The organism is Rhodobacter capsulatus SB 1003, assembly GCF_000021865.1.
Taxonomy (GTDB): domain Bacteria; phylum Pseudomonadota; class Alphaproteobacteria; order Rhodobacterales; family Rhodobacteraceae; genus Rhodobacter; species Rhodobacter capsulatus_B.
The window spans coordinates 1250985-1273328 of record NC_014034.1; the positions used below are offsets into that span (position 1 = coordinate 1250985).

Below are 22344 nucleotides of genomic sequence, written 5' to 3' on the forward strand. Positions count from 1 at the left end.
CGCTCACGGGTTCGTTTCAGCCGTGATACCGAGGCGTGATCCCTGCGGCAAAGGAATTTTCCGCGCCCGGGCGACAATGGGCGGCGTTTTGCCGATGCTCAGGCGGCGGCGCGGCGCAGACGCAGCGCATTGGTGACGACGAAAACCGACGACAGCGACATCGCCGCCGCGGCCAGCATCGGCGACAGGCCGGGCCCGCCAAAGGGCACCAGCACGCCCATCGCGACCGGGATCAGCGCGGCGTTATAGGCGAAAGCCCAGAACAGGTTTTGCCGGATGTTGCGCATCACGGCTTTGGAGAGCGCAACCGCACGGACCGCCCCGCGCGGATCGGCGCCGACGATCACCACCTCGGCCGCCTCGATCGCGACATCGGTGCCCGACCCCAGCGCAAGGCCGACATCGGCCGCCGCAAGGGCAGGGGCGTCGTTGATGCCATCGCCGACGAAGGCCACCGCGCCCGCGCGTTTCATCTCCTCCAGCGCCGCGACCTTGCCCGCGGGCAGCACCCCCGCGATGACGCGCGAAATGCCCAGCTGCCGCCCGACCGCCTCGGCCGTCGCCGCGACATCGCCCGAAATCATCGCCACCGCGACGCCCGCGCGCGTCAGTGCCGCGACGGCGTCAGTGGCATGGGCTTTCGGCGGATCGGCCAGCGCCAGAACGGCAACCGGAGCACCATCCAGCGCCACCAGAACCGGGGTTTTCCCATCCTGCGCAAAGACTTCGGCCGTGGGCTGCAGCGGGGCGGGGTCGATCCCGGCCTCGACGAGGGCCGCGGCATTGCCCAAAAGGATCGGACGTCCCTCGACCTCGGCCGACAGGCCGCGGCCCGGGGTGGCGATCACCTTGCGGGCGCGGGCGGGGGCGATCCCCGCCGCCTCGGCCGCCTGCACCACGGCGCGGGCCAGCGGGTGTTCGGACCGCGCCTCGGCCCCGGCGGCCAGGCGCAAAATCTCGGCCTCGGTCTGGCCCGGAAGGACGAAAAGATCGGTCAGCGCCGGACGCCCCTCGGTCAGGGTGCCGGTCTTGTCAAAGGCAAGCGTGCGCACCTCGGCCAGCCGTTGCAGCGCATCGCCGCGCCGGAAGAGAAGGCCCAGCTCCGCCCCCCGCCCGGTGCCGACCAGGATCGAGACCGGCGTCGCCAGCCCCATCGCGCAGGGGCAGGCGATGATCATCACCGAAATCGCCGCGACGAGCGCGGGCGCCAGCCCTTGCCCCAGCGCGACCCAGACCGCGAAGGTCAGGGTCGACAGCGCCATCACCACCGGCACGAAAACCCGGGTGACACGGTCGACCAGCGCCTGCACCGGCAGTTTCTGCCCCTGCGCCGCCTCGACCAGCGCGATGATGCGCGACAGAACCGTATCCGCCCCGGTCGCGGTAACGCGGAAGACCAGCGCCGAAGTGCCGTTCACCGTGCCGCCGGTGACCGGCTGGCCGGGGGCTTTCCCGACCGGGACCGGCTCGCCCGTCAGCATGCTTTCGTCAACAAATCCATGGCCTTCGGTGATGATCCCATCCACCGCCACCCGCCCGCCCGGGGCCAGGTCTACCAGATCGCCGGGGGCAAGTTCCTCGACCGGCAGCTCGATGGTGCCCTCCGGCCGCTGCACCCGCGCCGTCGCCGGACGCAGCGCCACAAGCCGCGAGATCGCTTCGCCCGCCTGCCCCTTTGCCCGCGCCTCAAGCCAGCGGCCCAAAAGGATCAGCGTCACGATCACCGCCGCCGCCTCGAAATAGACATCGACCGTGCCGGGCGGCAGGATCTGCGGCACCAGCACGACCAGCGCCGAATACCCCCAGGCGGCAAGCGCCCCCAGCGCCACAAGCGAGTTCATCTCGGGCGCAAGGCGGAACAGCGCAGGCAGGCCCAGACGCAGGAAGACCCGGCCCGGAAAGGCCAGAACCAGCGTGGTGAAGACGAATTGCACCGCCTGCATCCCGTCCTCGCCGATCAGGCGGGCCAGAAGATGATGCAGCGGCGGGTAAAGATGCGGCCCCATCGCCAGAAAGAAGACCGGCGCGGTCAGCAGCGCCGACAGCAGGACCTGACGTTTCAGCCGCGCCGCCTCGGCCGCCTGCCGCTCGGCCACCGGGGCCGGGGCGGCCGTCGCGCGGATCACCCGGGCCGGCACGTCGATGGCGTCGAGCCGCCGCAGCAGTTCCGAAGGCGCCACCGTGCCCTGCGCATAGGTGACGCGGGCGCTGCCCTCGGGCAAAAGCAGGACCGAGAGCACCCCGGGCGTCGCCTGCAGCGCGGACACGACCCTGTCCGCCGGGGGGGGGGCGTCGAAGCCCAGACAGGTCTCGGCCTCGGCAATCGGATAGCCCGCCCGCGCCAGCGCCTCGGCCAGGGTTTCCGCCCGCGCCGGGGCCTCGAACTCGACCCGGACCGAGCGCGCCATCAGATTGGCGGCGGCCAGCGTCACCCCCGCTTCGGCCTGCAACGCCCGCTCCACCCGCCCGGTGCAGGCGCCGCAATGCATTCCCTCGACGATGAAACTGGTGCTGGCCATGGCGCTCTCCTTTGCCCTTCAGTTGCGCCGCCGCGCGGCAAGGTCAAGCGTTGAAACATTCGAGAACTTGAATTTGTAGGGCGGTGATGCTATCTGAGGGGTGATGACATCCGCAACCGGAGGCTTCCGATGACCCTTGACCGCGCCGTTCTTGTCTTTGCCGGGATCATGGTTCTGCTCAGCGTTTTGCTGACCTGGACCGTGTCGGCCTGGTTCCTGTGGTTCACCGTCTTCATCGGCGTGAACCTGATCCAGTCCGCCTTCACCGGCTTCTGCCCCGCCGCGATGGTGCTGGGCAAGCTCGGCTTCCAGACCGGCTGCGCCTTCGAGGCGAAATAAACCGATCCCGCCCCGCTCTCATCTTGCCCTAAATACCTCGGGGGTGCGGGAGCGCCGGGTCGCCTCGGCGAAAGCCGAGGCGAAATCCTCTCACGGCTTCCAGTTCAGGAAATTCGAGATGATCCGCAGCCCGGTGCGCTGCGATTTCTCCGGGTGGAACTGCGTGCCGACGATATTGTCGCGCCCGACGATCGCGGTGATCGCGCCCGCATAATCGGCATGCGCCAGCCGATGCGCGGGGTCTGCCACGACGAAATGATAGGAATGCACGAAATAGGCGTGATCGCCCGTCGCGATGCCGTCGAGCACCGGATGGGCGTGATCCAGAACCAGATCGTTCCAGCCCATATGCGGCACCTTCAGCGTGGCCTCCGCGGGGGTGATCCGCACCACCTCGCCGCCGATCCAGCCAAAGCCCGGCGTCGGCTCGAATTCCAGCCCGCGCGTCGCCAGCATCTGCATGCCGATGCAGATCCCCATGAAGGGCACGGCGCGGCGGGTGACGGCCTCGTCCACCGCCTCGAACAGCCCGCTGTGGCGGATCAGCGCCGCGCGGCAGGACGGAAAGGCCCCGTCGCCCGGCAGCACGATCCGGTCGGCACGCGCCACCACATCGGGCTCGGAGGTGACGACGACCGTGCCATGCCCGGCCTCGCGCGCCATGCGCTCAAAGGCCTTTTGCGCCGAATGCAGGTTGCCAGAATCGTAATCGACCAGAACCGTCAGGCTCATCACAGCGCCCCTTTCGTCGAGGGCAGGATCCCCGCCATCCGCGCATCGGGCTCGACCGCCATCCGCAGCGCGCGGGCGACCGCCTTGAAGGCGGCCTCGGCGATGTGGTGGCTGTTCACCCCATGCACGCGGTCGACATGCAGGGTGATCCCGCCATGGGTCGAAAGCGCCTGAAAGAATTCGCGCACGAGTTCAGTGTCAAACGTGCCGATCTTCTGCGTCGGCAGGTCGCAATTCCAGACCAGAAACGGCCGCGCCGACAGATCGAGCGCGCAAGCGACCTGCGCATCATCCATCGCCAGAACGAAATGCCCGTAGCGCCGGATGCCGCGCTTGTCGCCCAAGGCCGCAGCCAGCGCCTGGCCGAGCGCGATGCCGGTATCCTCGACCGTGTGGTGATCGTCGATATGCAGATCGCCCCTGGCCGTCACCTCGAGGTCGATCAGCGCATGCCGCGAGAGCTGATCCAGCATGTGATCGAAAAAGCCGACGCCGGTGGCATTCCGGTACACCCCGGTGCCGTCAAGGTTCACCGTCACCGAGATTTCGGTCTCGGCGGTCTTGCGATGGATCGTGGCTGTCCGCATCGGCTGCTCCTCTTGGTTTCAGGGCCTTATAGGGCGGGCAGGGGCGGATGTTAAGCCGGAAGCCGAAAAGACGAAACCCTCCCCGAGGGGAGGGTTCTTCGTCTGGAGCGGGCGATGAGATTCGAACTCACGACCCTAACCTTGGCAAGGTTATGCTCTACCCCTGAGCTACGCCCGCATCCTTGGCGATGGCCTTGCGGCCTGAGGTGTGGTCTTGCGACCGGGTTCCGATTGGAGCGGGCGATGAGATTCGAACTCACGACCCTAACCTTGGCAAGGTTATGCTCTACCCCTGAGCTACGCCCGCGCTGCCTTTCGGTGAGGGGGGATTTATGAAATCGCGCCGGGGGCTGCAAGTGGAAAATGCACGGTTCGATGAAAAACTGCTGCGGGAACCGAAAGCGGCCTTGCGACGTTGGAAAGTCGGGTGCGGCGAAAGGGCCGCGCGCTTCCAACCGAGAGGAGACCGCCATGAACACGGACATCATCGAAGGCAAGTGGAAAGAGATCAAGGGCGCGGTGCGCGCCAAATGGGGCGATCTGACCGATGACGAGATCGAGGAGATCGCGGGCGAGCGCGAGCGTCTGGAGGGGCTCGTGCAGCAGAAATACGGCCGCACCAAGGAGGCGGCGAAGAAGGAAGTCGACGACTTCCTGTCGAAACTCTGACCTAGGGGTGCCGGACCGGAACCGGGGGCCTTCGGCTGTCTCGGTCCGCCCGAAGAGGGGGGGCGCTGTGGTACCCCTGCGGGACTCCCCCCGGGATATTTCCGCCAAGGGGAAATGAACCCGGGGCGCGGCTTTCACCTTGGGCCAAATATCCCGGGGGGGGGGAACTTCCCGAAGAAAGAGGGGGGCAGGGCCCCCTTTCCCGATCGGGGCCGGTGCCGCGCGGCAGGGTCTTGGCCGGTCAGGCGGCGCGCGAGGGCGCCGCGGGCGCGACCCCCGATCCCAGATCGAACCGCGCGATCGCCTGCGACAGGCTTTGCGCGGCCGCCAGAAGATCGCGGCCCGAATGCGCCTTGCGCTCCACCCCTTCGGCGCTTTTCTGCGTCGCCAGATCCAGCACCTCGGTCGCCGCCGTCACCTCGCCGATGCTGGCCGATTGCTCGCGGCTGAGCTGCGCCAGATCCTGCACATGGCCGACGATCGCCTCGATCACCGCGACGGCGCCGGCAAGGCCGCGGTCGGCCTCGCCGACCAGGGTTTCGCCCTCGCCGACCTTGCTGCGGGCCTCGGTGATCAGCCCGCCGATCTCGGCGGCGGCCGCGGTGGTGCGCTGCGCCAGATCGCGCACCTCCGAGGCGACGACGGCAAAGCCGCGCCCGGCCTCGCCCGCCCGCGCCGCCTCGACGCCCGCATTCAGCGCCAGAAGGTTGGTCTGGAAGGAAATGTCGTCGATCACCGAGATGATCCGCGCGATCGCATCCGACGAGGCAGTGATCCGCCCCATCGCTTCGACCACCCGGTTCACCGTCGCCTGCGCGGTCTGGATGTCGGCGCGCATCCGTTCGGCGCTTTGTGCGGTTTCCGCCGCCCGCGCCGCCCCGGTGCGCGACGATCCCGCCAGTTCGGTCATCGCCGCCGCGGTCTCTTCCAGCGAGGCGGCGGCCCGGGCGGCCTGTGCCGACATCTCCTCGGCGCCGCGGTCGAGCGCCGCCGAGGTGGAGAGGATCCCGTCGGTGCTGTCCCGGATCGTCCGCACCAGCGCTGCAAGCGCATCCAGCGCGGCGTTGAAATTGGCGCGCAGGCTTTCGGAATGCGGCGGAAAGGGGGTCTCGATCCGCGCGGTCAGATCCCCCGCGGCGAGCCGGTGCAACCCGGTTTCCAGCGCGGCGACGATCTGGCTCTGCTCGGCCAGCTGCGCCGCGCGCTCCTCTGCCGCTGCCGCTTCCAGCGCGCGGCGCGCGGCCTCGGCCTCGGCTTCGGCGGCGCGGCGTTCCTCGGCCCTTGCGGCCTCGGCGCGTTCGGCCGCGCGTTCGCGCGCGATCTGCGCCCGGTGGTCGGCCTCCCGCTCGGCGGCGGCCTGCTGCGCCGCCTCGGCCAGACGCGCATTCTGCGCGAGCATGTCGCGAAAGATCAGCAGCGCCGCCTGCAGGGCGCCGATCTCGCCGCCGCGCCGCCGCATGTCGTCCAGCACCCCCAGATCGCCCGCAGCCAGGCCGCGGGTGCGCGCGGTCAGACGGCGCAACGGCTGCACGATCAGCGCCCGCAGCGCCAGCACGACCCCGACGAGCACCGCGACCGCCCCCGCCAGCACCAGACTGAAGGCGCGGTTCGTGCGCTCGGCGTCACCGTCCAGCCGCCCGATGTCGGCGGCCGCCGAATCAATCACCGCCAGACCGGCTGCGGTGACCTCGGTGGTGATGTCCTCGGTCGCGGCCAACGCCTCTTCGGCCCGGCCCGAGGCCTCGGCCCCGGCCCGCAGCACGTTCTGGCGCAGCGCGACAAGCCCGCTTTCGGGGCCGGCCAGATCCAGTAGCCGGGCGCGGCCCGCGGCCTTGGCCTCGGGCACCGAGCGCGCGACCTTTTCCGCCGCTTCGGCGAATTTCCGCCCGCGCGGGCCAAAGGCCGCCGGATCGGTTTCGGTCAGGATGCGGATGATTTCCGTGCGCAGCCGGATCACGTCCTTCGGCTCATAGGCGTTGAAGCCGGTCACCACCGTCGCCAGCACCGAATCGATGTCCTTCAATGCCTGCGCCAGTGCCGCCTCGGCCGCCATCCGGTCCGCAAGCGCCCCGGTCAGCGCCGCAAGACGCGCCTGCAGCCCGGTGAAATGGGCGCCAAGCCCGGGCACCGCCGCCGCCTCGGGGGTTGCGGCGAAGCGCTCGATCCGGGCCGCCAGCGCGGCATGGGCGGCGCTGACCGCGGCCGTGTCGGGCGCCTGCAACAGCTGCGCGAATCCCTGCGGCAAGGCCGAGATCTGCGCCACGAGCGTGCTGGTGGCGCGCAGATCGGGCAGCCGATCCTCGGCCATGGCGCGGGTCTGCGCCTGAAACCGCGACAGCCCCTGATGCGAGGTCCAGCCCAGCACCGCCAGAAGCAGCGCGAAAAGCCCGGCGCAGAGCCCCACCTGCACCCCGATTCCGCCAAGATAAGCCCGAAAATCTGCCATGCCGCACCTGTTTTGCCTTGCGCGCCCAAGTGTTGGGCCAAGGGGTTGAGCAAGTCTGAACAACCCGGCGTGTTGTCATCAAAACTTCATCCGGGCGTCACACATGAAACCGTCATCGCTTTGTCACCGCCCCGTCACGTGCCGCGGGGATGGTCCGGCGACGCAACCTGACAGGACCGATCCATGACCTTTCGCAGCCTTTGCCTGACCTCGGCGCTGGCGCTTGCCACGGCCTTTCCCGCCCATGCCGAACAAAGCTTCAACCGCATTTCCGCTTTTGCCACGCCGCTCAATGCCACCGGTGCCGAGGCGGCCAAACCCTCCTCGGCCGAGATCATCACCGCGACCGAGGACGGGCGGAAACTGATCTATTCCGACAGCCCGCTGGGCGTTCTGGGGCTGATCGACATCGCCGATCCGGCGGCGCCGAAACCGCTGGGCACGGTGGCGATGGGCGGCGAGCCGACGACGACGGTGGTGCTGGGCGATCTGGCCTTTGCCGGGGTGAACACCTCGGAAAGCAAGGCCAGGCCCTCGGGCAAGCTGGTGACGGTGGATCTGGCCACGCAAAAGATCGTGGCGGAATGTGATCTGGGCGGGCAGCCCGATTCCGTCGCCAAGGACCCGGGGGGCAGCTTCCTGGCCGTCGCGATCGAGAACGAGCGCGACGAGGAGGTGAACGAGGGCGATCTGCCGCAGGCGCCCGCGGGCTATCTGGTGAAACTGCCGCTGGCCAAGGGCGCGGTCGATTGCGGCGGGTTGCAAAAGATCGAGCTGACCGGGCTTGCGGCGGTGGCAGGCGACGATCCCGAGCCCGAATTCGTCTCGGTCAACACCGCGGGCGAAATCGTGGTGACGCTGCAGGAAAACAACGAAATCGTGGTGATCGGCGCCGATGGCAAGCTCGCCACGCATTTTTCCGCGGGCAGCGTCGATCTGGCGGGCATCGACACGAAGAAGGACGGCAAGCTCGATTTCACCGGCAAGAAAGAGGGGGTCGCGCGCGAACCCGATGCGGTGAAATGGATCGACACCGATCATTTCGTCACCGCGAACGAGGGCGACTGGAAGGGCGGCTCGCGCGGCTTCACGATCTGGAAGAAGGACGGCACCGTCGTCTTTGAAGCCGGGGCGAGCCTCGAGCGCGAGATGGCGGCGCTGGGCCATTACCCCGACAAGCGCAACAAGAAGGGCGTCGAGATCGAATCGGTCGAGGTGGCGGAGTTCGACGGTCGCAAGCTGCTTTTCGTTGCCGCCGAACGGGCCTCGCTGGTGGCGGTCTATGATCTGGCCGATCTGGCGGCGCCGAAACTCTTGCAGATCCTGCCCTCGGGGATCAGCCCCGAAGGTCTGGTGGCGATCCCGGCCCGCGGGCTTCTGGCGACGGCGAACGAGGTCGATCTGCGCGAAGACGGGCTCGCCCCGGCGCATGTGATGCTTTACGCGCTCTCGGACGGCCCGGCCGCCTATCCGACGCTGACCAGCGCGGGCACCGAGCCCTTGATCGGCTGGGCGGCGCTTTCGGCGCTGAGCGCCGATCCGGCGAAACCCGGGCATCTTTTCGCCGCTTCGGACAGTTTCCTCTCGGCCGCGCCGACGATCTATTCCCTTGATGCGACGCAAAAACCGGCGCGGATCACCGCGGCGCTGACGGTCACGCGGGGCGGCGATCCGGCGCAGCTGATGGATATCGAGGGGCTGGCCAGCGATGGCAAGGGCGGCTTCTGGCTGGCGACCGAGGGGCGCACGGACAAGATGATCCCGCATGGCATCGTGCATGTGGACGAGACGGGGGCGATCGATCAGCAGATCGGCCTGCCGCCGGAGCTTGCCGCTGCCGAAACCCGTTTCGGCTTCGAAGGGATCGCGCTGGCGGGCGACAGGCTCTGGCTCGCGGTGCAGCGGCCCTGGAAAGACGATCCCAAGGGGACGGTGAAGCTGGTCGCCTATGATCTTGAGGCCGAAACATGGGGCGCGGTGCAGTATCCGCTTGAGGCCGCGCCCGAAGGCGGCTGGGTCGGGCTCTCGGAAATCACCCTGCACGGCGATTTCGCCTATCTGATCGAGCGCGACAACCAGCTGGCCGACACCGCGGCGGTGAAGCGGCTTTACCGCGTCGCGCTGGCCGATCTGAAACCCGCGGCTCTGGGCGGCCCGCTGCCGGTGGTGCGCAAGGAGCTGGTGCGCGACCTGCTGCCCGATCTGGCGGCCTGGAACGGCTATATCCTTGACAAAGTGGAAGGTTTCGCCATCGACGCGGCGGGCGAAGGCTTCGTCGTCACCGACAATGACGGCGTTGACGACAGCTCGGGCGAGACGCTCTTCTGGTCGATCGGCAAGGTCGAATAACCCCCCCGAAAACCCGACGACAGGCGCCCCCCGGACCGCAAGGCCCGGGGGTTTGCCTTTGCCCGGCCCCGGCAGGCGTCGTTGGGGGAATGTCGTTACCGAAGCTTTAACAAACTGCCATCGCCCTGTTGCCCGGGCAGGCGAGAAGGGCGCGACGCTGGATCCGGGGGCACAGATGCTGGAATTGCGACACCTGACACGGGATTTCGCGGGCCGCTGCGCGGTCGACAACGTGTCGCTGCGCTTTGACCGTCCGGGCTTTGTCGGCATCATCGGCCGCTCGGGCGCGGGGAAATCGACGCTGTTGCGGATGATCAACCGGCTGACCGATGTCAGCGCGGGCGAGATCCTGTTTCAGGGCCGCAATGTCGCGACGCTGCGGGGGGCCGAGAAACGCGCCTGGCAAAGCCGCTGCGCCATGGTGTTCCAGCAATTCAACCTGGTGCCGCGCCGCGATGTCGCCTCGAACGTGCTGCACGGGCTGCTTGGCCGTCGCCCGGTGCTGGCGGCGATCTTCGATCTGTGGTCCGAGGCCGAGATCACCCGGGCGCTGGCGATCCTTGACCGGCTTGGCATCGCCGATCAGGCCGCCAAACGCGCCGAGGCGCTCTCGGGCGGCCAGCAGCAGCGCGTCGCCATCGCCCGGGCGCTGATGCAGGATCCCGCGATCATCCTCGCCGACGAGCCGATCGCCAGCCTTGATCCGATGAATGCGCAGATCGTCATGGACACGCTCAAGCGCATCCAGACCGAGGACGGCCGGATGGTGATCGCCAATCTGCACACGCTGGATACCGCGCGGCGCTATTGCGACCGGGTGATCGGCATGCGCGACGGCCGCGTCGTCTTTGACGGCCGCCCCGACCAGCTGTCGACCGGCATCGCGCGCGAGATCTATGGCGCCGACGCCAGTTTCAACGAGGCCGCGACCTCGACCGCGATCCCCGCCGATGCCCGCGCCGATGCCGATTACGCCAGCGCGATGCTGGGCGCCTGACCCTTTCCCGGCCGGGGTGGCCGGGTTCAACCGGAGACGACCATGAAGATCCTTCCCGCCGTTCTGGCTGCCACGACCCTGATTGCGGGGGCTGCCCATGCCGAGGGCCTCACCCAGTTCAACATCGGCCTTCTGGGCGGTGAGAACGCGCAAGACCGGCTGAATTCGAACGAATGCCTGCGCAAATATGCCGAAGACACGCTGGGCGTGCCGGTGAAGCTGTTTGCCCCCGCCGATTATGACGGCGTGGTGCAGGGGCTTCTGGGCGGCACCATCGACATGGCCTGGCTGGGCGCCTCGGCCTATGCCAAGGTCTATCTGACCGACCCGAAAGCGGTCGATGTGGCGCTGGTGAAGACCAATCTGGACGGGTCCTTCACCTATCATTCGATCGGCATCGCCCGGAAAGACAGCGGCATCGCCAAGCTGGAGGACGCCAAGGGCAAGGTCTTCGGCTTTGGCGATCCGAATTCGACCTCGGGCTATCTGATCCCCTCGGTCGAGATCCCGAAAACCCACCCCGCGATCACCCGCGCCGATCTGGCCGATGGCGCCTCGGGCTATTTCAAGACGGTGAAATTCACCGGCGGGCATGAGCAGACCATCGTCGCGGTGGTGAATGGCGACATCGACGCGGGCGTGACCTGGGCCGATGGCCAGGGCAACTGGGAAGACGGCTACAACTCGGGCGCGCTGCGCAAGGCGGTCGATGCGGGGCTGGTGAACATGAACGACCTTGTGGAAATCTGGAAATCGAAGCCGATCCCGGAAGGCCCGGTGGTGCTGCGCCACGCCCTGCCCGAGGAGGTCAAGGCGAAGATGGTCGAGCTGGTCAAGGGCCTGCACGCCCGCGACAAGGACTGCGCCTATGGCGTCGCGGCGGGCGACACCGCGGGCTTCGCGCCGATCACCGCCGATTTCTACGACATCATCGTCGAAACCCGGCGTGCGACGCAGGGGAACTGATTTCAGCACCCAAAGCTTTCAGCAAGCGCGGGCGGGGGCTCCGGCCCCCGTCCCATTTCCCGAACACAGGGTGTTTCATGTCCGCTGCCGCGCTCTCTCCCACGGCCGAGTATCTGGCGCTGGTGCGCAGGCGCCGGGTCTATGGCGGCCTGCTGCTGGTGCTGTTCATTGTGCTGATGGCGTCGGGATGGCGCACGGCCGATGCCCGCAACGCCGGCGGCTTTCTCGATGGCATCGCGCATATTCTTGATTTTCCGATCGAAATCCTGTCCGAGGCGGCGCGCGACTGGCGCAATCTGCCCGGCTATCTGCGCCAGTATCTGCCCTCGCTGATCGAGACGCTGAACATCGCCGCGGTCTCCACACTTTTGGGCGGGCTGATCGCCGCGGTGCTGGCGGTGCTGTCGGCCCGCGCGCTGGCGCCGCTGCCCTGGCTTGTCGTGCCGATCCGGCGCGGGATGGATGTGATGCGGGCGATGCCCGAAATCGTCATCGCGCTGGTCCTGATCTTCCTTCTGGGCGGCGGCCCGGTGCCCGCGATGATCGCGATCACGCTCCATACCGCGGGGGCGCTGGGCAAGCTGTTCTCCGAGGTTGCCGAGAATGCCGATCTGAAACCGGTCGAGGGGCTGGCCTCGGTCGGGGCCGGATGGCTGGCGCGGATCTGGTTCGCCGTCGCGCCGCAGGTGGCGCCGAACTGGTCCTCCTATGCGCTTTTGCGCTTTGAAATCAACATCCGCGCCTCGGCGATCCTCGGTTTCGTCGGCGCGGGCGGCATCGGCTATGATCTGCGCACGACGCTGCAATGGGGGCAGGGGCGCTACGATCAGGTGGTGGCGATCTTCGCGCTGCTGTTCCTGACCATCGTTCTGGTCGATCATCTGTCCGACCGCGCCCGCGCGCGTCTGGTGCAGGGGGGCCACGCCGCATGACCGCGCTTGCCCCGACGCCCGCGCTTTTGCTGGCCCGCACCGAGATCTCCCGCCGCCTTGCACGCCGTCGTGCCCTGCTGCTGGCCGCGCCGGTCGCGCTGCTCCTTTATCTCACGACGATCTTCTTCAGCTTCGATCTGCCCGGGATCGCGGCGCGGATGCGGCCGGAAAATGCCGCCGTGCTGCTGGGCGATTTCTGGAGCTTCAAGACCCATGTGACGCTTGATCGTCGCAGGCCCGGGCTGGAGGTCGCGATCGAGGGCGAGGCCAAGGGCCGCTATGCCCCCGGGCAGTTTCCCGACTGGGTGCAGGACGGCGCCGAGCCGCGGATTGCCCTGCCCGACGGGTCCCGCATCACCTATGTCGCGCAGGGCGCGCTGATCGAACGCGCCGGGTTCGGGCTGATCCGCGTCAACCGCGAGGGGCGGCGGATCGCCGTCACCCTGCCCGAGGGCGCGGCACGCCCGGACTGGCTCTCGGCTTCGGCGACGCGGGTCGATCTTCGCGGCCCGTGGTGGCGGTTCTCGATGACGCCCGCGCGCACCGAAACCCTGCGCTACGAACCCGGATGGGAGCTGTTCTTCTTCGATCTGCAAAGCCCGTTCCATGGCAAAAGCGCCGCCGAGCTGGCCGCTTTGGCGCTGTGGCAGCCGCGGCTGGAACCGGAGCGGTCCAATCTGGCGGCGATGGCCGCCGACATCTGGCAAAACCGGATGTGGCGGCATGGCGATGTCGTCTGGGCGCTGGGCGAGACGGTGCTGATGGCCTTCCTGGGCACCTTCGGGGCGGCGCTGATCGCCTTTCCGCTGGCCTTTCTGGCGGCGTCGAATTTCGCGCCGGGGCGGCTGATCCGGCTTGGCCTGCGGCGGATCTTCGATCTGTTCCGCGGCATCGACGGGCTGATCTGGACGGTGATCCTGAGCCGCGCCTTCGGGCCGGGGCCGCTGACGGGCGCGCTGGCGATCTTGCTGACCGACACCGGCACCTTTGGCAAGACCTTCTCGGAGGCCTTGGAAAACATTGACGAAAAGCAGCGCGAGGGGATCGCCGCGACGGGCGCCGATGCGGTGGCTCAGGCGCGTTTCGGGGTGGTGCCGCAGGTGGCGCCGGTGATCCTGTCCCAGGTGCTTTACTATCTGGAAAGCAACACCCGTTCGGCCACCGTCATCGGCGCGCTGGTCGGCGGCGGCATCGGGTTGTTGCTGACCCAGGCGATCCAGACCCAGAAGGACTGGGAAGAGGTCAGCTATTACATCGTCCTGATCATCGTGATGGTGATGGCGATGGACAGCCTGTCGGCCTGGTTGCGGGCCCGTTTCATCAAGGGGTAGATCATGCCGAAACTGCATCCCGTGACACCGCGGATCGCACCCGATTGCGAGATCGTCAACGCCAGCTTCGGCGGTTGGGTCGAGGTCGGCCGCGGATCGCGGCTGATCCATGTCGAGATGGGCGATTACAGCTATTGCGACCGCTTTGCCGATATCGCGAACACGACGGTGGGGAAATTCGCCAATATCGCCGCGATGACAAGGATCGGTCCGACCGACCATCCGTTCCGCAACGCCGCGCAGCATCATTTCCTCTATCGGTCGCATTATTATTGGGACGATGTGGCTGATGACGCCGCCTTTTTCGCGCAGCGGGCCGGGCGCCGCATCACCCTTGGCGCCGATTGCTGGATCGGGCATGGCGCCATCATCAAGCCCGAGGTGACGGTGGGCATCGGCGCCATCGTCGCCTCGGGCGCGGTGGTGACGAAGGACGTGCCCCCCTTCCTGATCGTCGCGGGCTGCCCCGCCGTGCCCTTGCGGATGCGGTTTTCCGAGACCGTGGCCGAACGGCTGCTGGCGCTGGCCTGGTGGGACTGGGATCACGCCACGCTGCGGGCGCGGCTTGCCGATTTCCGCGCCCTTCCGGCCGAGGACTTCCTGGACCGTTACGAGGGTTTGCCCGGCTGAGCCCCCCCCTCGGGCGCGACGGTCAGCGCGACGCGATCGCCCGCAAACCAGGTCAGCCCGTATTCGACGGGCACCCCCGCGGCATCGACATTGACGGCTTCCGTGCGCAAAAGCGGCGCGCCCTCGGGCAGGTGCATCAGCCCGGCTCGGGGGCCGCGCGCGATCTTGGCGGTGATCCGCGTCGCGGCGCGGGTGTAATCGGCCACGCCCATCTCGGCCAGCGCCGCGGTGACCGAGCCAAGCCGCGCCAGCGCCGCGGGCAGATCGGGGAAACGGTCGGCCGGAAAGGCGGATCGGAACTGCGCCAGCACGGTGCCATCGGCCAGCGAGAGCCCCTCGTAAAGATGCACCCTGTCAACGCCCAGCGCCGCCGCCTCGGCGGGCTCGGCCGGGCGGGTTTCCAGCCGCAAGACCCGGCGCGAGGGCGTGCGCCCCGAGGCCAGCACGTTTTCCTGAAACCGCACCCGGCGGCCCAGCGCGTAATCGGCGCGCGGGCTCAGGGCCACAAACACCCCCGCGCCGCGGCGCGACACCACCAGCCCCTCGGCGGCGAGCGCGGCCAAAGCATGGCGGACGGTGTGGCGGTTCACCCCGAACCGCGCCGACAGCGCCGCCTCGGTCGGCAGCTTCGCCCCGGGGGGACAGGCGCCCGAGCCGATCTCGGCGCGCAGGATCGCGGCAATCGCCGCCCAGACCGGATCACGTCTTGTCATCGAAACTTCACTGGCCGAATCCGCGGCGGCGCCGCAATATTTGTCTAGTTGTATATTAATCTGGACAAATCCGCAAGATGTCTGGTCTGACCGAAACCACCACGACCCGCGCGGCGCATCTGGGGCTTCTGGCCCGTGCCTCCGGTCCGCGCCTGGCGCAATTGCTGCCCGATCTGCCGCCTTTCGACTGGCTTCGCCTGCCCGAACTGGGCGCGGTGATGCTGCGCGGGCGGATGGGGGCGGGGGGGGCGCCCTTCAATCTGGGCGAGATGACGGTGACGCGCTGCGCGCTGCGGCTGGCCGATGGCCGGGTGGGGCAGGCTTTCGTGCAGGGCCGCGACAAGGATCACGCCACCCGCGCGGCGGTGGCGGATGCGCTGTTGCAGGGCGCCGAAGCCGCGCGGATCGCGGCCGAAGTTCTGGCGCCGCTGCGCGCCGAAGAAGCCGCCCGCCGCCGCGAGCGCGCCGAAAAGGCCGCCGCGACCCGGGTCGAGTTTTTCACGCTGGTTCGGGGAGAGGATTGATCATGGACCCGCAAACCCTGTCCGGCGGTTTCGCCGATCCCGCGCGCGACGCGGCCCATGCCTTCCGCGCCTGCCTGCAGGCGATGGCGCGGCCGGGCCGGGTGAAGCGGATCCCCGGGGCCCTGCCGCCCGCGCCGCTCTCGCCCGCCGCCGGGGCGGTTCTGCTGACGCTCGTCGATGACACGACGCCGCTTTTCCTTGCCCCCGGCCTTGACACGCAAGCCCTGCGCGGCTGGATCGCCTTTCACTGCGCCGCGCCGATCTCGGCCCCAGAGGAGGCCGTCTTTGCCCTTGGCGCCTGGGCGGATCTGCCGCTGGATCGCTTTCGCCCCGGCACGCCGGATTACCCCGACCGCTCGGTGACGCTGATCGTCGAGATGGCGGCGCTGACGCCGCCCAATGCCCGGCTGCGCGGCCCGGGGATCGCAACGCATCAGGATGCGGCCCTGCCCGCCATCGCCCCCTTTGTCGCCAATCGCACCCGCTATCCGCTGGGATTCGATTGCTATTTCTGCGCGGGGGCAGACCTTTCGGCGCTGCCGCGCTCGACCCGGGTGGAGGCGCTCTGATGTATGTGGCAACCAAAGGCGGCGAGCGGGCGATCGATGCCGCCCATGCCTGGCTGGCCGAGGAGCGCCGCGGCGATCGGGCCGTGCCCGAGCTGTCGGTGGCGCAGATCGCCGAACAGATGACGCTCGCGGTGAACCGGGTGATGGCCGAGGGCTCGCTTTATGACCGCGAGCTGGCGGCCTTGGCGATCAAGCAGGCCCGCGGCGATCTGATCGAGGCGGTGTTCCTGCTGCGCGCCTATCGCACGACGCTGCCGCGCTTTGGCGCAAGCCTGCCCGTCGACACCGGGACGATGCAGATTTCGCGCCGGATTTCCGCCACTTTCAAGGATGTGCCGGGCGGGCAGCTGCTGGGGCCGACCTTCGATTACACGCATCGGCTGCTGGATTTCGCGCTTTTGGCCGAGGGGGAGGTGCCGCCCGCCGCCCGCGCCCCCGCCCCGGACGAGGCCTGCCCGCATGTGCTGGGGCTTCTCGACCGCGACGGGCTGATGGAACCCGTGACCGCGGGCGCCGAAACGCCCGCCGATCTGACGCGCGAACCGCTCGAGCTGCCCGCGTCGCGCGCCTTGCGGCTGCAGGCGCTGGCGCGGGCGGACGAGGGCTTCACGCTCGGTCTCGCCTATTCCACCCAGCGCGGCTACGGGCGCACCCATGCCTTTGTCGGCGAATTGCGCATCGGCCTTTGCGCGGTCGAGCTGGAGATCCCCGAACTCGGGCTCACCATCGAGATCGGCGAAGTCGAGCTGACCGAATGCGAGACGGTGAACCAGTTCACCGGCTCGAAGTCCGAGCCGGCGCAATTCACCCGCGGCTACGGGCTGGTCTTCGGCCAGTCCGAGCGCAAGGCGATTTCCATGAGCCTCGTTGACCGCGCCCTGCGCTGGGAGGAACTGGGCGAAGACCCCACCGGCGCCCCGGCGCAGGATGCGGAATTCGTGCTGAGCCATTGCGACAACATTCAGGCGACGGGGTTTCTGGAGCATATCAAGCTGCCCCATTACGTCGATTTCCAGTCCGAACTGGAACTGATCCGGCGCCTGCGCCGCGAGGCCGGGGGGGCGGGGCAATGACCTCAGTCTTCGTCTTTGCCCGGCGCGGTTCTGTCCTCTCCGGGAGGATCGCCGCCCGCCTTGGTGCGCAGGAACGATCCGACGAGGAACGCGCCCGCCACCGCGAAAAAGATCCAGTGCAACATCCGTCCGTTCCTTGTTCCGGGGGCCATCATGTCTGAGGGCTACAGCTTCGCCTATCTTGACGCCGCAACCAAGCGGATGATCCGTCGCGCCCTTTTGAAGGCTTTGGCCGTGCCGGGCTATCAGGTGCCCTTTGCCTCGCGCGAAATGCCGATGCCCTATGGCTGGGGCACCGGCGGCGTGCAGGTGACGGCGGCCTGCCTGATCCCCGAGGACGTGCTGAAGGTGATCGACCAGGGCGCCGATGACACCACGAACGCGGTTTCGATCCGCCGCTTCTTCGAGCGCACGGCGGGGGTGGCCACGACCACGCATACGCAAGACGCCACGCTGATCCAGACCCGCCACCGCATCCCGGAAGCCCCGCTGAGCGAGGATCAGATCCTGGTCTTTCAGGTGCCGATCCCCGAGCCGCTGCGCTTTCTGGAACCGCGCGAGGCCGAGACGCGGCGGATGCATGCCCTGGCCGATTACGGGCTGATGCATGTGAAATTATACGAGGATATCGCGCGGCACGGGGCGATTGCGACCTCTTATGCCTATCCGGTGCTGGTCGAGGGGCGTCATGTGATGGACCCCAGCCCGATCCCGAAATTCGACAATCCGAAACTGAGCGATTGCCCGGCGATCCAGCTTTTCGGCGCCGGGCGGGAATGCCGCATCCATGCGCTGCCGCCCTATACCCGCGTGGTCAGCCTTGATTTCGAGGATCACCCGTTCGAGGCGACGAAGGCCGAGGCCGCCTGCGATCTGTGCGGCGCCGGGACCAGCTATCTGGACGAAGTGATCACCGATGATGCGGGCGGGCGGATGTTTTGCTGCTCGGACACCGATTTCTGCGCCGGGCGGCGGGCGGCCGGGCATCTGGGGCGATTGTCGGAGGGGGCCGCGTGATGGAGAGCGCGCAAGGGCGTATTTGGGCCAAGAAAAAGCCGGAGCCGGAAGCGGGGCCGCTTTTGCTGGTCGAGGGTCTGGGCAAGGCCTGGGGGGCGCGGATCGGCTGTGCCGATGTGGGCTTTGATCTTTACCCCGGCGAGGTTCTGGGGATCGTCGGCGAAAGCGGCTCGGGGAAATCGACACTGCTCGGCTGTCTGGCCGGGCATCTGGCGGCGGATACCGGGCGGATCCTTTATCGTGGCCGCGATCTGCGGGCAATGGCAGAACCCGAGCGGCGGCATCTGGCGCGCACCGAATGGGCTTTCGTGCATCAGAACCCGCGCGACGGGCTGCGCATGGGGGTGACGGCGGGGGCGAATGTCGGCGAGCGGCTGATGGCGGTCGGCGCGCGGCATTACGGCGCGATCCGGGCCACCGCGACCGACTGGCTGGGCCGGGTCGAGATCGACCCCGCCCGGATCGACGACCGGCCGCGCGCCTTTTCGGGCGGCATGCAGCAGCGGCTGCAGATCGCGCGCAATCTGGTGACCGGGCCGCGGCTGGTCCTGATGGACGAGCCGACCGGGGGGCTTGATGTCTCGGTGCAGGCGCGGCTTCTGGATCTGCTGCGGGAGTTGGTGCGCGAGATGGGTCTGGCGGTGATCCTCGTCACCCATGATCTGGCCGTGGCGCGGCTTCTGGCCGACCGGCTGATGGTGATGAAGGACGGCCGGGTGATCGAGGCGGGGCTGACCGATCAGGTGCTCGACGATCCGCAGGCGGCCTATACGCAGCTTCTTGTTTCCTCTGTCCTGCAGGTCTGAGCCGATGATCGAGATCGAAAATCTGTGCAAAAGCTTCACCTTGCACAATCAGGGCGCGGCAGTGCTGCCGGTGCTGGCGGGGGCATCGCTGCGCGTGGCGGCGGGGGAATGCGTGGCGCTGACCGGCGCTTCGGGCAGCGGGAAATCGACGCTGATGCGGATGATCTGGGGCAATTACCGCGCCGAGACGGGGCGGCTGCGGGTGGGGGGGCTCGATCTGACCACGGCGACGGCCCGGCAGATCATCGCGCTGCGCCGCGACCGGCTGGGCTATGTCAGCCAGTTCCTGCGCGTCCTGCCGCGCGTGCCCGCCCTGCGCGTCGTGGCCGAGCCGCTTCTGGCGCTGGGCACGCCCGAGCCGCAGGCGCTGACCCGGGCGGCAGAGCTGCTGACCCGGCTCAACATCCCCGAGCGGCTCTGGTCGCTCTCGCCCACCACCTTTTCGGGCGGCGAGCAGCAGCGGGTGAACATCGCCCGCGGCTTTGCCCATCCGTTCCCGGTGCTGCTGCTCGACGAGCCCACCGCCTCGCTTGATGCGCTCAACCGCGCCGTGGTGCTCGATCTGATCGGCGAGGCCAGGGCCCGCGGCGCAGCCCTTCTGGGCATCTTCCACGACGAAGCCGCGCGCGCGCAGGTCGCCGACCGGCTGGTCGATGTCACCGCCTTCACCCCCGCGAGGGTCGCATGACCGGGCGGCTTTTCGCCATCGTCGGCCCCTCGGGCGCGGGCAAGGACCGGCTGATCGCCGGGCTGATCGCGGCGCGGCCCGAGATCCACCGGGCGCGGCGCACGATCACCCGGCCGCCCGCCGAAAGCGAGGATTTCGAAAGCCTGTCGGCGGCCGAATTTGCCGCGCTGCGGGGCCGTGGCGGCTTTGCGCTGTCCTGGCTCGCGCATGGGCTGGGCTATGGCCTGCGGGCGGCCGAGCTGGCGCCGCTGGCCGCGGGGCGTGACGTGATCTTCAACGGCTCGCGCGCGGCGCTGCCCGAATGTCTGGCGGCCTTCCCGCAGCTGCGGGTGATCGAGATCACCGCCGCGCCCGCCGTGCTGCAGGCGCGGCTGGCCGGGCGCGGCCGCGAAGACGGGGCCGAGATCGCCCGGCGGCTTGACCGCGCCGCGCTGGCCTTGCCGCCGGGGATCGGGGCGGTGCGGATCGTCAATGACGGGCCGCCCGAGGCGGGGATCGCCGCGCTGATCGCGGCGCTTCAGCCCGCCAGCGCCTGCGCCGCCAGCAGATGAAACCGCCCGCCCTCATCCTCGCCGAACAGGCACAGCCGGTCGATCTGCACCGGTCGGGCCAGATGCGGCGCAAAGAATGCCTGCGCAAGGGGGGCAAGCCGGGCCAGTTCCTCGGGCGCCAGATCGCCGGTCAGCGACAGGTGAAAGCGGAATTCTTCGAACACATAAGGATAGCCGAAGGCGTGCAGAAGCTCGGCTTGCCGGGGGCTGAGCCGGTCGGGCTGACGCCGGGCGATCTCGGCGACGCTCAGCGGCGCGCGGAAGGGCTCGAAGGCCGTGACGACCTCTGCGGCAAGGCGGGTCAGCGCCTCGGGCTGGGGCTGCGGGCAAAGCGCAAGGAACCGCCCCAGCCGGGTCACCGCAAGGCCGGGCAGGGGCACCGGGGCAAGCTGGCCCGCCAGCGCGGCCAGGGCCGCGTGCAGATCGCGGGGCGTCACCCCTTCGGCCAGCCGGAACGGGGCCTTGAGCGTGGCGTGAAAGCCGTATTTGCGCGGGGCCGCGGTGGCGACCGCGAGCCCGGCGATGGCAGGCTGGCCGGTCGGACGGCCGCTGGCGGCATCCCAGCCGAGCCAGTCCGACCCGGCCTGCCAGAGCCCCGCCTCGGCGGGGGCGAAATAAAGCGCGTAGCGTTTGATCATCATGGCCCCGCCTTCGCACCAAAGCGTCACCGCCATGTGACAATCGCCTGCCAAACCCCTGTTTGCAAACAAAACCCCCGGAGAAACGGATGACCGAGACGATTTTGGCCAATGCCATGCTGGTTCTGCCCGAGGGGGTGCGGCCCGGGCATCTGCTGCTGCGCGACGGGCTGATCGCCGAGATCGGCGCGGGCCGCGCGGTGCCGAAAGGGGCGCTTGACTGCGAAGGCGATCTGCTGGCGCCGGGGCTGATCGAGCTGCACACCGACAATCTGGAGCGCCATATCGAGCCGCGCCCGAAGGTGGCCTGGCCGCATGCGGATGCGATCATCGCCCATGATGCCGAGCTTTGTTCGGTGGGCATCACCACGGTGTTCGACGCGCTGCGGGTGGGCTCGATCGGGACCTCGGGGCGGTCGGATTACCGCGAATATGCCCGGGCTTTGGCCGATGAAATCCTGCAGATGCGGGCGCGCGACGGGTTCCGGATCTCGCATTACCTGCATCTGCGCGCCGAGATCTGTTCGGAAACGCTGCTCGACGAGCTGGCGAAATTCGGCCCCGAGGATCGGGTGGGCATCGTCAGCCTGATGGATCACACCCCCGGCGCGCGGCAGTTTCGCGACCTCTCGAAGCTGCGCGATTATGTGCGCAAGAAACACGGGCTGAGCGAGGCGGAGTTTCTGGCCCATGTGGAGCAGGAAAAGGCGCTGAGGGCGCGGCACGGCGCGGCGCATGAGGCGGGGGCGGTGGCGGCCGCGCGCCGTCTGGGCGCGGCGCTGGCCAGCCATGACGACACCACGGCCGAGCATGTCGCGGTGTCGCGGGCGCATGGGGTGCGCTTTGCCGAGTTTCCGACCACCTTCGAGGCGGCGCAGGCCTGTCGCGCCCATGGCATCGCGGTGATGATGGGGGCGCCGAACCTGATCCGCGGCGGCTCGCATTCGGGCAATGTCGCGGCGCAGGCGCTGGCCGAGGCGGATCTGCTCGATATCCTGTCCTCGGATTACGTGCCGGGGGCGCTTTTGTCGGCGGCGCTGCTTCTGGGCGACATCTGGGGTGATGTGGCGCGCGGGCTCTCCACGGTGACGGCGGCGCCGGCGCAGGCGGTGGGGCTGGGCGATCGCGGCCGGATCGTGCCGGGGCTGCGCGCCGATCTGATCCGGGCGCATCGGGTGGAGCGCACGGCGGCGCTGCGCGGGGTCTGGGTGCGCGGGCGCCGCGTCGGCTGACGCAAACGGGCGCCCAAGGGGCGCCCGTTGCCTGTT

General features: G+C 68.7%; 23 protein-coding genes and 2 tRNA genes. 16 read left to right on the forward strand and 9 right to left on the reverse strand.

The window, feature by feature from the left end; all coding sequences use genetic code 11:
- Positions 1–98: 98 nt before the first annotated feature.
- The gene (locus RCAP_RS05890) at positions 99–2519 is read right to left on the reverse strand and encodes a heavy metal translocating P-type ATPase (protein ID WP_013066917.1); all 2421 of its coding nucleotides are present in this window, start codon (positions 2517–2519) and stop codon (positions 99–101) included.
- A gap of 129 nt (positions 2520–2648) precedes the next feature.
- Between RCAP_RS05890 and RCAP_RS05895 the strand changes: the two genes are divergently transcribed.
- Positions 2649–2858: a YgaP family membrane protein gene (locus RCAP_RS05895; protein WP_013066918.1), complete on the forward strand. Its 210-nt coding sequence runs from the start codon at positions 2649–2651 to the stop codon at positions 2856–2858.
- A 90-nt stretch (positions 2859–2948) separates the two neighbouring features.
- Here the strand turns inward: RCAP_RS05895 and hisH are convergent, their stop codons facing one another.
- The 4 genes from hisH to RCAP_RS05915 all read right to left on the reverse strand — a co-directional run bounded on the left by hisH (position 2949) and on the right by RCAP_RS05915 (position 4484).
- Positions 2949–3590 carry an imidazole glycerol phosphate synthase subunit HisH gene (hisH, locus tag RCAP_RS05900; RefSeq protein ID WP_013066919.1) on the reverse strand — a complete coding sequence of 214 codons (642 nt, stop codon included), beginning with the start codon at positions 3588–3590 and terminating at the stop codon, positions 2949–2951.
- Positions 3590–4177 (reverse strand): imidazoleglycerol-phosphate dehydratase HisB, encoded by a 588-nt coding sequence (gene hisB, locus RCAP_RS05905; RefSeq protein ID WP_013066920.1) that lies wholly within the window; start codon positions 4175–4177, stop codon positions 3590–3592. The genes hisH and hisB overlap by 1 nt, the downstream gene beginning before the upstream one ends.
- A 103-nt stretch (positions 4178–4280) precedes the next feature.
- Positions 4281–4355 (reverse strand) — tRNA-Gly (locus RCAP_RS05910).
- A 54-nt stretch (positions 4356–4409) separates the two neighbouring features.
- Positions 4410–4484, reverse strand: a tRNA-Gly gene (locus tag RCAP_RS05915).
- A 164-nt stretch (positions 4485–4648) separates the two neighbouring features.
- On the opposite strand from RCAP_RS05915, the gene RCAP_RS05920 reads away from it, so the two are divergent.
- The gene (locus tag RCAP_RS05920; protein WP_013066921.1) at positions 4649–4846 is read left to right on the forward strand and encodes a CsbD family protein; all 198 of its coding nucleotides are present in this window, start codon (positions 4649–4651) and stop codon (positions 4844–4846) included.
- A gap of 241 nt (positions 4847–5087) precedes the next feature.
- On the opposite strand, the gene RCAP_RS18365 is transcribed toward RCAP_RS05920, so the two are convergent.
- On the reverse strand, positions 5088–7292 hold the full coding sequence (locus RCAP_RS18365; RefSeq protein ID WP_013066922.1) for a methyl-accepting chemotaxis protein: 2205 nt from the start codon (positions 7290–7292) through the stop codon (positions 5088–5090).
- A 183-nt stretch (positions 7293–7475) separates the two neighbouring features.
- Here RCAP_RS18365 and RCAP_RS05930 point away from each other — a divergent pair, with 183 nt between their 5' ends.
- The 6 genes from RCAP_RS05930 (at position 7476) to RCAP_RS05955 (ending at position 14497) form a co-directional block, all read left to right on the forward strand.
- The gene (locus tag RCAP_RS05930) at positions 7476–9641 is read left to right on the forward strand and encodes an esterase-like activity of phytase family protein (RefSeq protein ID WP_013066923.1); all 2166 of its coding nucleotides are present in this window, start codon (positions 7476–7478) and stop codon (positions 9639–9641) included.
- A 175-nt stretch (positions 9642–9816) separates the two neighbouring features.
- Complete coding sequence (phnC, locus tag RCAP_RS05935; protein WP_013066924.1) at positions 9817–10638, forward strand: phosphonate ABC transporter ATP-binding protein; 822 nt, start codon at positions 9817–9819, stop codon at positions 10636–10638.
- 42 nt (positions 10639–10680) lie between these two features.
- Complete coding sequence (gene phnD / locus RCAP_RS05940) at positions 10681–11604, forward strand: phosphonate ABC transporter substrate-binding protein (protein WP_013066925.1); 924 nt, start codon at positions 10681–10683, stop codon at positions 11602–11604.
- A gap of 77 nt (positions 11605–11681) precedes the next feature.
- Complete coding sequence (gene phnE, locus RCAP_RS05945; protein WP_013066926.1) at positions 11682–12536, forward strand: phosphonate ABC transporter, permease protein PhnE; 855 nt, start codon at positions 11682–11684, stop codon at positions 12534–12536.
- Positions 12533–13867: a phosphonate ABC transporter, permease protein PhnE gene (phnE, locus tag RCAP_RS05950; RefSeq protein ID WP_013066927.1), complete on the forward strand. Its 1335-nt coding sequence runs from the start codon at positions 12533–12535 to the stop codon at positions 13865–13867. Before phnE (RCAP_RS05945) ends, phnE (RCAP_RS05950) begins: the two co-directional genes overlap by 4 nt.
- Before the next feature lie 3 nt (positions 13868–13870).
- Complete coding sequence (locus tag RCAP_RS05955) at positions 13871–14497, forward strand: LbetaH domain-containing protein (protein WP_013066928.1); 627 nt, start codon at positions 13871–13873, stop codon at positions 14495–14497.
- On the opposite strand, the gene phnF is transcribed toward RCAP_RS05955, so the two are convergent.
- Positions 14476–15210 (reverse strand): phosphonate metabolism transcriptional regulator PhnF, encoded by a 735-nt coding sequence (gene phnF / locus RCAP_RS05960; protein ID WP_013066929.1) that lies wholly within the window; start codon positions 15208–15210, stop codon positions 14476–14478. The genes RCAP_RS05955 and phnF overlap by 22 nt on opposite strands.
- A gap of 77 nt (positions 15211–15287) precedes the next feature.
- On the opposite strand from phnF, the gene phnG reads away from it, so the two are divergent.
- The 3 genes from phnG to RCAP_RS05975 are packed head-to-tail and all read left to right on the forward strand — an operon-like array spanning position 15288 to position 17376.
- Entirely contained in the window at positions 15288–15734 is a 447-nt protein-coding gene (phnG, locus tag RCAP_RS05965) for a phosphonate C-P lyase system protein PhnG (protein ID WP_013066930.1), read from the forward strand.
- 2 nt (positions 15735–15736) lie between these two features.
- Positions 15737–16303 carry a phosphonate C-P lyase system protein PhnH gene (phnH, locus tag RCAP_RS05970; RefSeq protein ID WP_013066931.1) on the forward strand — a complete coding sequence of 189 codons (567 nt, stop codon included), beginning with the start codon at positions 15737–15739 and terminating at the stop codon, positions 16301–16303.
- Positions 16303–17376, forward strand: coding sequence for a carbon-phosphorus lyase complex subunit PhnI (locus tag RCAP_RS05975; RefSeq protein ID WP_013066932.1), 1074 nt, complete (start codon positions 16303–16305; stop codon positions 17374–17376). The genes phnH and RCAP_RS05975 overlap by 1 nt, the downstream gene beginning before the upstream one ends.
- 2 nt (positions 17377–17378) lie before the next feature.
- On the opposite strand, the gene RCAP_RS20025 is transcribed toward RCAP_RS05975, so the two are convergent.
- On the reverse strand, positions 17379–17501 hold the full coding sequence (locus RCAP_RS20025) for a hypothetical protein (protein WP_023915282.1): 123 nt from the start codon (positions 17499–17501) through the stop codon (positions 17379–17381).
- Positions 17502–17529: 28 nt separating this feature from the next.
- On the opposite strand from RCAP_RS20025, the gene RCAP_RS05980 reads away from it, so the two are divergent.
- The 4 genes from RCAP_RS05980 to phnN are packed head-to-tail and all read left to right on the forward strand — an operon-like array spanning position 17530 to position 20438.
- Positions 17530–18393: an alpha-D-ribose 1-methylphosphonate 5-phosphate C-P-lyase PhnJ gene (locus tag RCAP_RS05980; RefSeq protein WP_013066933.1), complete on the forward strand. Its 864-nt coding sequence runs from the start codon at positions 17530–17532 to the stop codon at positions 18391–18393.
- Positions 18393–19199 (forward strand): phosphonate C-P lyase system protein PhnK, encoded by an 807-nt coding sequence (gene phnK / locus RCAP_RS05985; protein WP_013066934.1) that lies wholly within the window; start codon positions 18393–18395, stop codon positions 19197–19199. The genes RCAP_RS05980 and phnK overlap by 1 nt, the downstream gene beginning before the upstream one ends.
- A 4-nt stretch (positions 19200–19203) precedes the next feature.
- Positions 19204–19887, forward strand: coding sequence for a phosphonate C-P lyase system protein PhnL (phnL, locus tag RCAP_RS05990; RefSeq protein WP_013066935.1), 684 nt, complete (start codon positions 19204–19206; stop codon positions 19885–19887).
- Positions 19884–20438, forward strand: coding sequence for a phosphonate metabolism protein/1,5-bisphosphokinase (PRPP-forming) PhnN (gene phnN, locus RCAP_RS05995; protein ID WP_013066936.1), 555 nt, complete (start codon positions 19884–19886; stop codon positions 20436–20438). The genes phnL and phnN overlap by 4 nt, the downstream gene beginning before the upstream one ends.
- Here the strand turns inward: phnN and RCAP_RS06000 are convergent.
- Positions 20405–21112, reverse strand: coding sequence for a DUF1045 domain-containing protein (locus RCAP_RS06000; protein ID WP_023911191.1), 708 nt, complete (start codon positions 21110–21112; stop codon positions 20405–20407). The two genes, phnN and RCAP_RS06000, sit on opposite strands and share 34 nt — an antisense overlap.
- Positions 21113–21165: 53 nt before the next feature.
- On the opposite strand from RCAP_RS06000, the gene RCAP_RS06005 reads away from it, so the two are divergent.
- Positions 21166–22308: an alpha-D-ribose 1-methylphosphonate 5-triphosphate diphosphatase gene (locus tag RCAP_RS06005; protein WP_013066938.1), complete on the forward strand. Its 1143-nt coding sequence runs from the start codon at positions 21166–21168 to the stop codon at positions 22306–22308.
- Positions 22309–22344 lie beyond the last annotated feature (36 nt).

Bases quoted from the DNA above. Each gene is read 5' to 3' on its own strand.
- RCAP_RS05890 (WP_013066917.1), bottom strand. From the start codon at position 2,519: ATGGCCAGCACCAGTTTCATCGTCGAGGGAATGCATTGCGGCGCCTGC.
- RCAP_RS05895 (WP_013066918.1), top strand. From the start codon at position 2,649: ATGACCCTTGACCGCGCCGTTCTTGTCTTTGCCGGGATCATGGTTCTG.
- hisH (WP_013066919.1), bottom strand. From the start codon at position 3,590: ATGAGCCTGACGGTTCTGGTCGATTACGATTCTGGCAACCTGCATTCG.
- hisB (WP_013066920.1), bottom strand. From the start codon at position 4,177: ATGCGGACAGCCACGATCCATCGCAAGACCGCCGAGACCGAAATCTCG.
- RCAP_RS05920 (WP_013066921.1), top strand. From the start codon at position 4,649: ATGAACACGGACATCATCGAAGGCAAGTGGAAAGAGATCAAGGGCGCG.
- RCAP_RS18365 (WP_013066922.1), bottom strand. From the start codon at position 7,292: ATGGCAGATTTTCGGGCTTATCTTGGCGGAATCGGGGTGCAGGTGGGG.
- RCAP_RS05930 (WP_013066923.1), top strand. From the start codon at position 7,476: ATGACCTTTCGCAGCCTTTGCCTGACCTCGGCGCTGGCGCTTGCCACG.
- phnC (WP_013066924.1), top strand. From the start codon at position 9,817: ATGCTGGAATTGCGACACCTGACACGGGATTTCGCGGGCCGCTGCGCG.
- phnD (WP_013066925.1), top strand. From the start codon at position 10,681: ATGAAGATCCTTCCCGCCGTTCTGGCTGCCACGACCCTGATTGCGGGG.
- phnE (WP_013066926.1), top strand. From the start codon at position 11,682: ATGTCCGCTGCCGCGCTCTCTCCCACGGCCGAGTATCTGGCGCTGGTG.
- phnE (WP_013066927.1), top strand. From the start codon at position 12,533: ATGACCGCGCTTGCCCCGACGCCCGCGCTTTTGCTGGCCCGCACCGAG.
- RCAP_RS05955 (WP_013066928.1), top strand. From the start codon at position 13,871: ATGCCGAAACTGCATCCCGTGACACCGCGGATCGCACCCGATTGCGAG.
- phnF (WP_013066929.1), bottom strand. From the start codon at position 15,210: ATGACAAGACGTGATCCGGTCTGGGCGGCGATTGCCGCGATCCTGCGC.
- phnG (WP_013066930.1), top strand. From the start codon at position 15,288: ATGTCTGGTCTGACCGAAACCACCACGACCCGCGCGGCGCATCTGGGG.
- phnH (WP_013066931.1), top strand. From the start codon at position 15,737: ATGGACCCGCAAACCCTGTCCGGCGGTTTCGCCGATCCCGCGCGCGAC.
- RCAP_RS05975 (WP_013066932.1), top strand. From the start codon at position 16,303: ATGTATGTGGCAACCAAAGGCGGCGAGCGGGCGATCGATGCCGCCCAT.
- RCAP_RS20025 (WP_023915282.1), bottom strand. From the start codon at position 17,501: ATGTTGCACTGGATCTTTTTCGCGGTGGCGGGCGCGTTCCTCGTCGGA.
- RCAP_RS05980 (WP_013066933.1), top strand. From the start codon at position 17,530: ATGTCTGAGGGCTACAGCTTCGCCTATCTTGACGCCGCAACCAAGCGG.
- phnK (WP_013066934.1), top strand. From the start codon at position 18,393: ATGGAGAGCGCGCAAGGGCGTATTTGGGCCAAGAAAAAGCCGGAGCCG.
- phnL (WP_013066935.1), top strand. From the start codon at position 19,204: ATGATCGAGATCGAAAATCTGTGCAAAAGCTTCACCTTGCACAATCAG.
- phnN (WP_013066936.1), top strand. From the start codon at position 19,884: ATGACCGGGCGGCTTTTCGCCATCGTCGGCCCCTCGGGCGCGGGCAAG.
- RCAP_RS06000 (WP_023911191.1), bottom strand. From the start codon at position 21,112: ATGGCGGTGACGCTTTGGTGCGAAGGCGGGGCCATGATGATCAAACGC.
- RCAP_RS06005 (WP_013066938.1), top strand. From the start codon at position 21,166: ATGACCGAGACGATTTTGGCCAATGCCATGCTGGTTCTGCCCGAGGGG.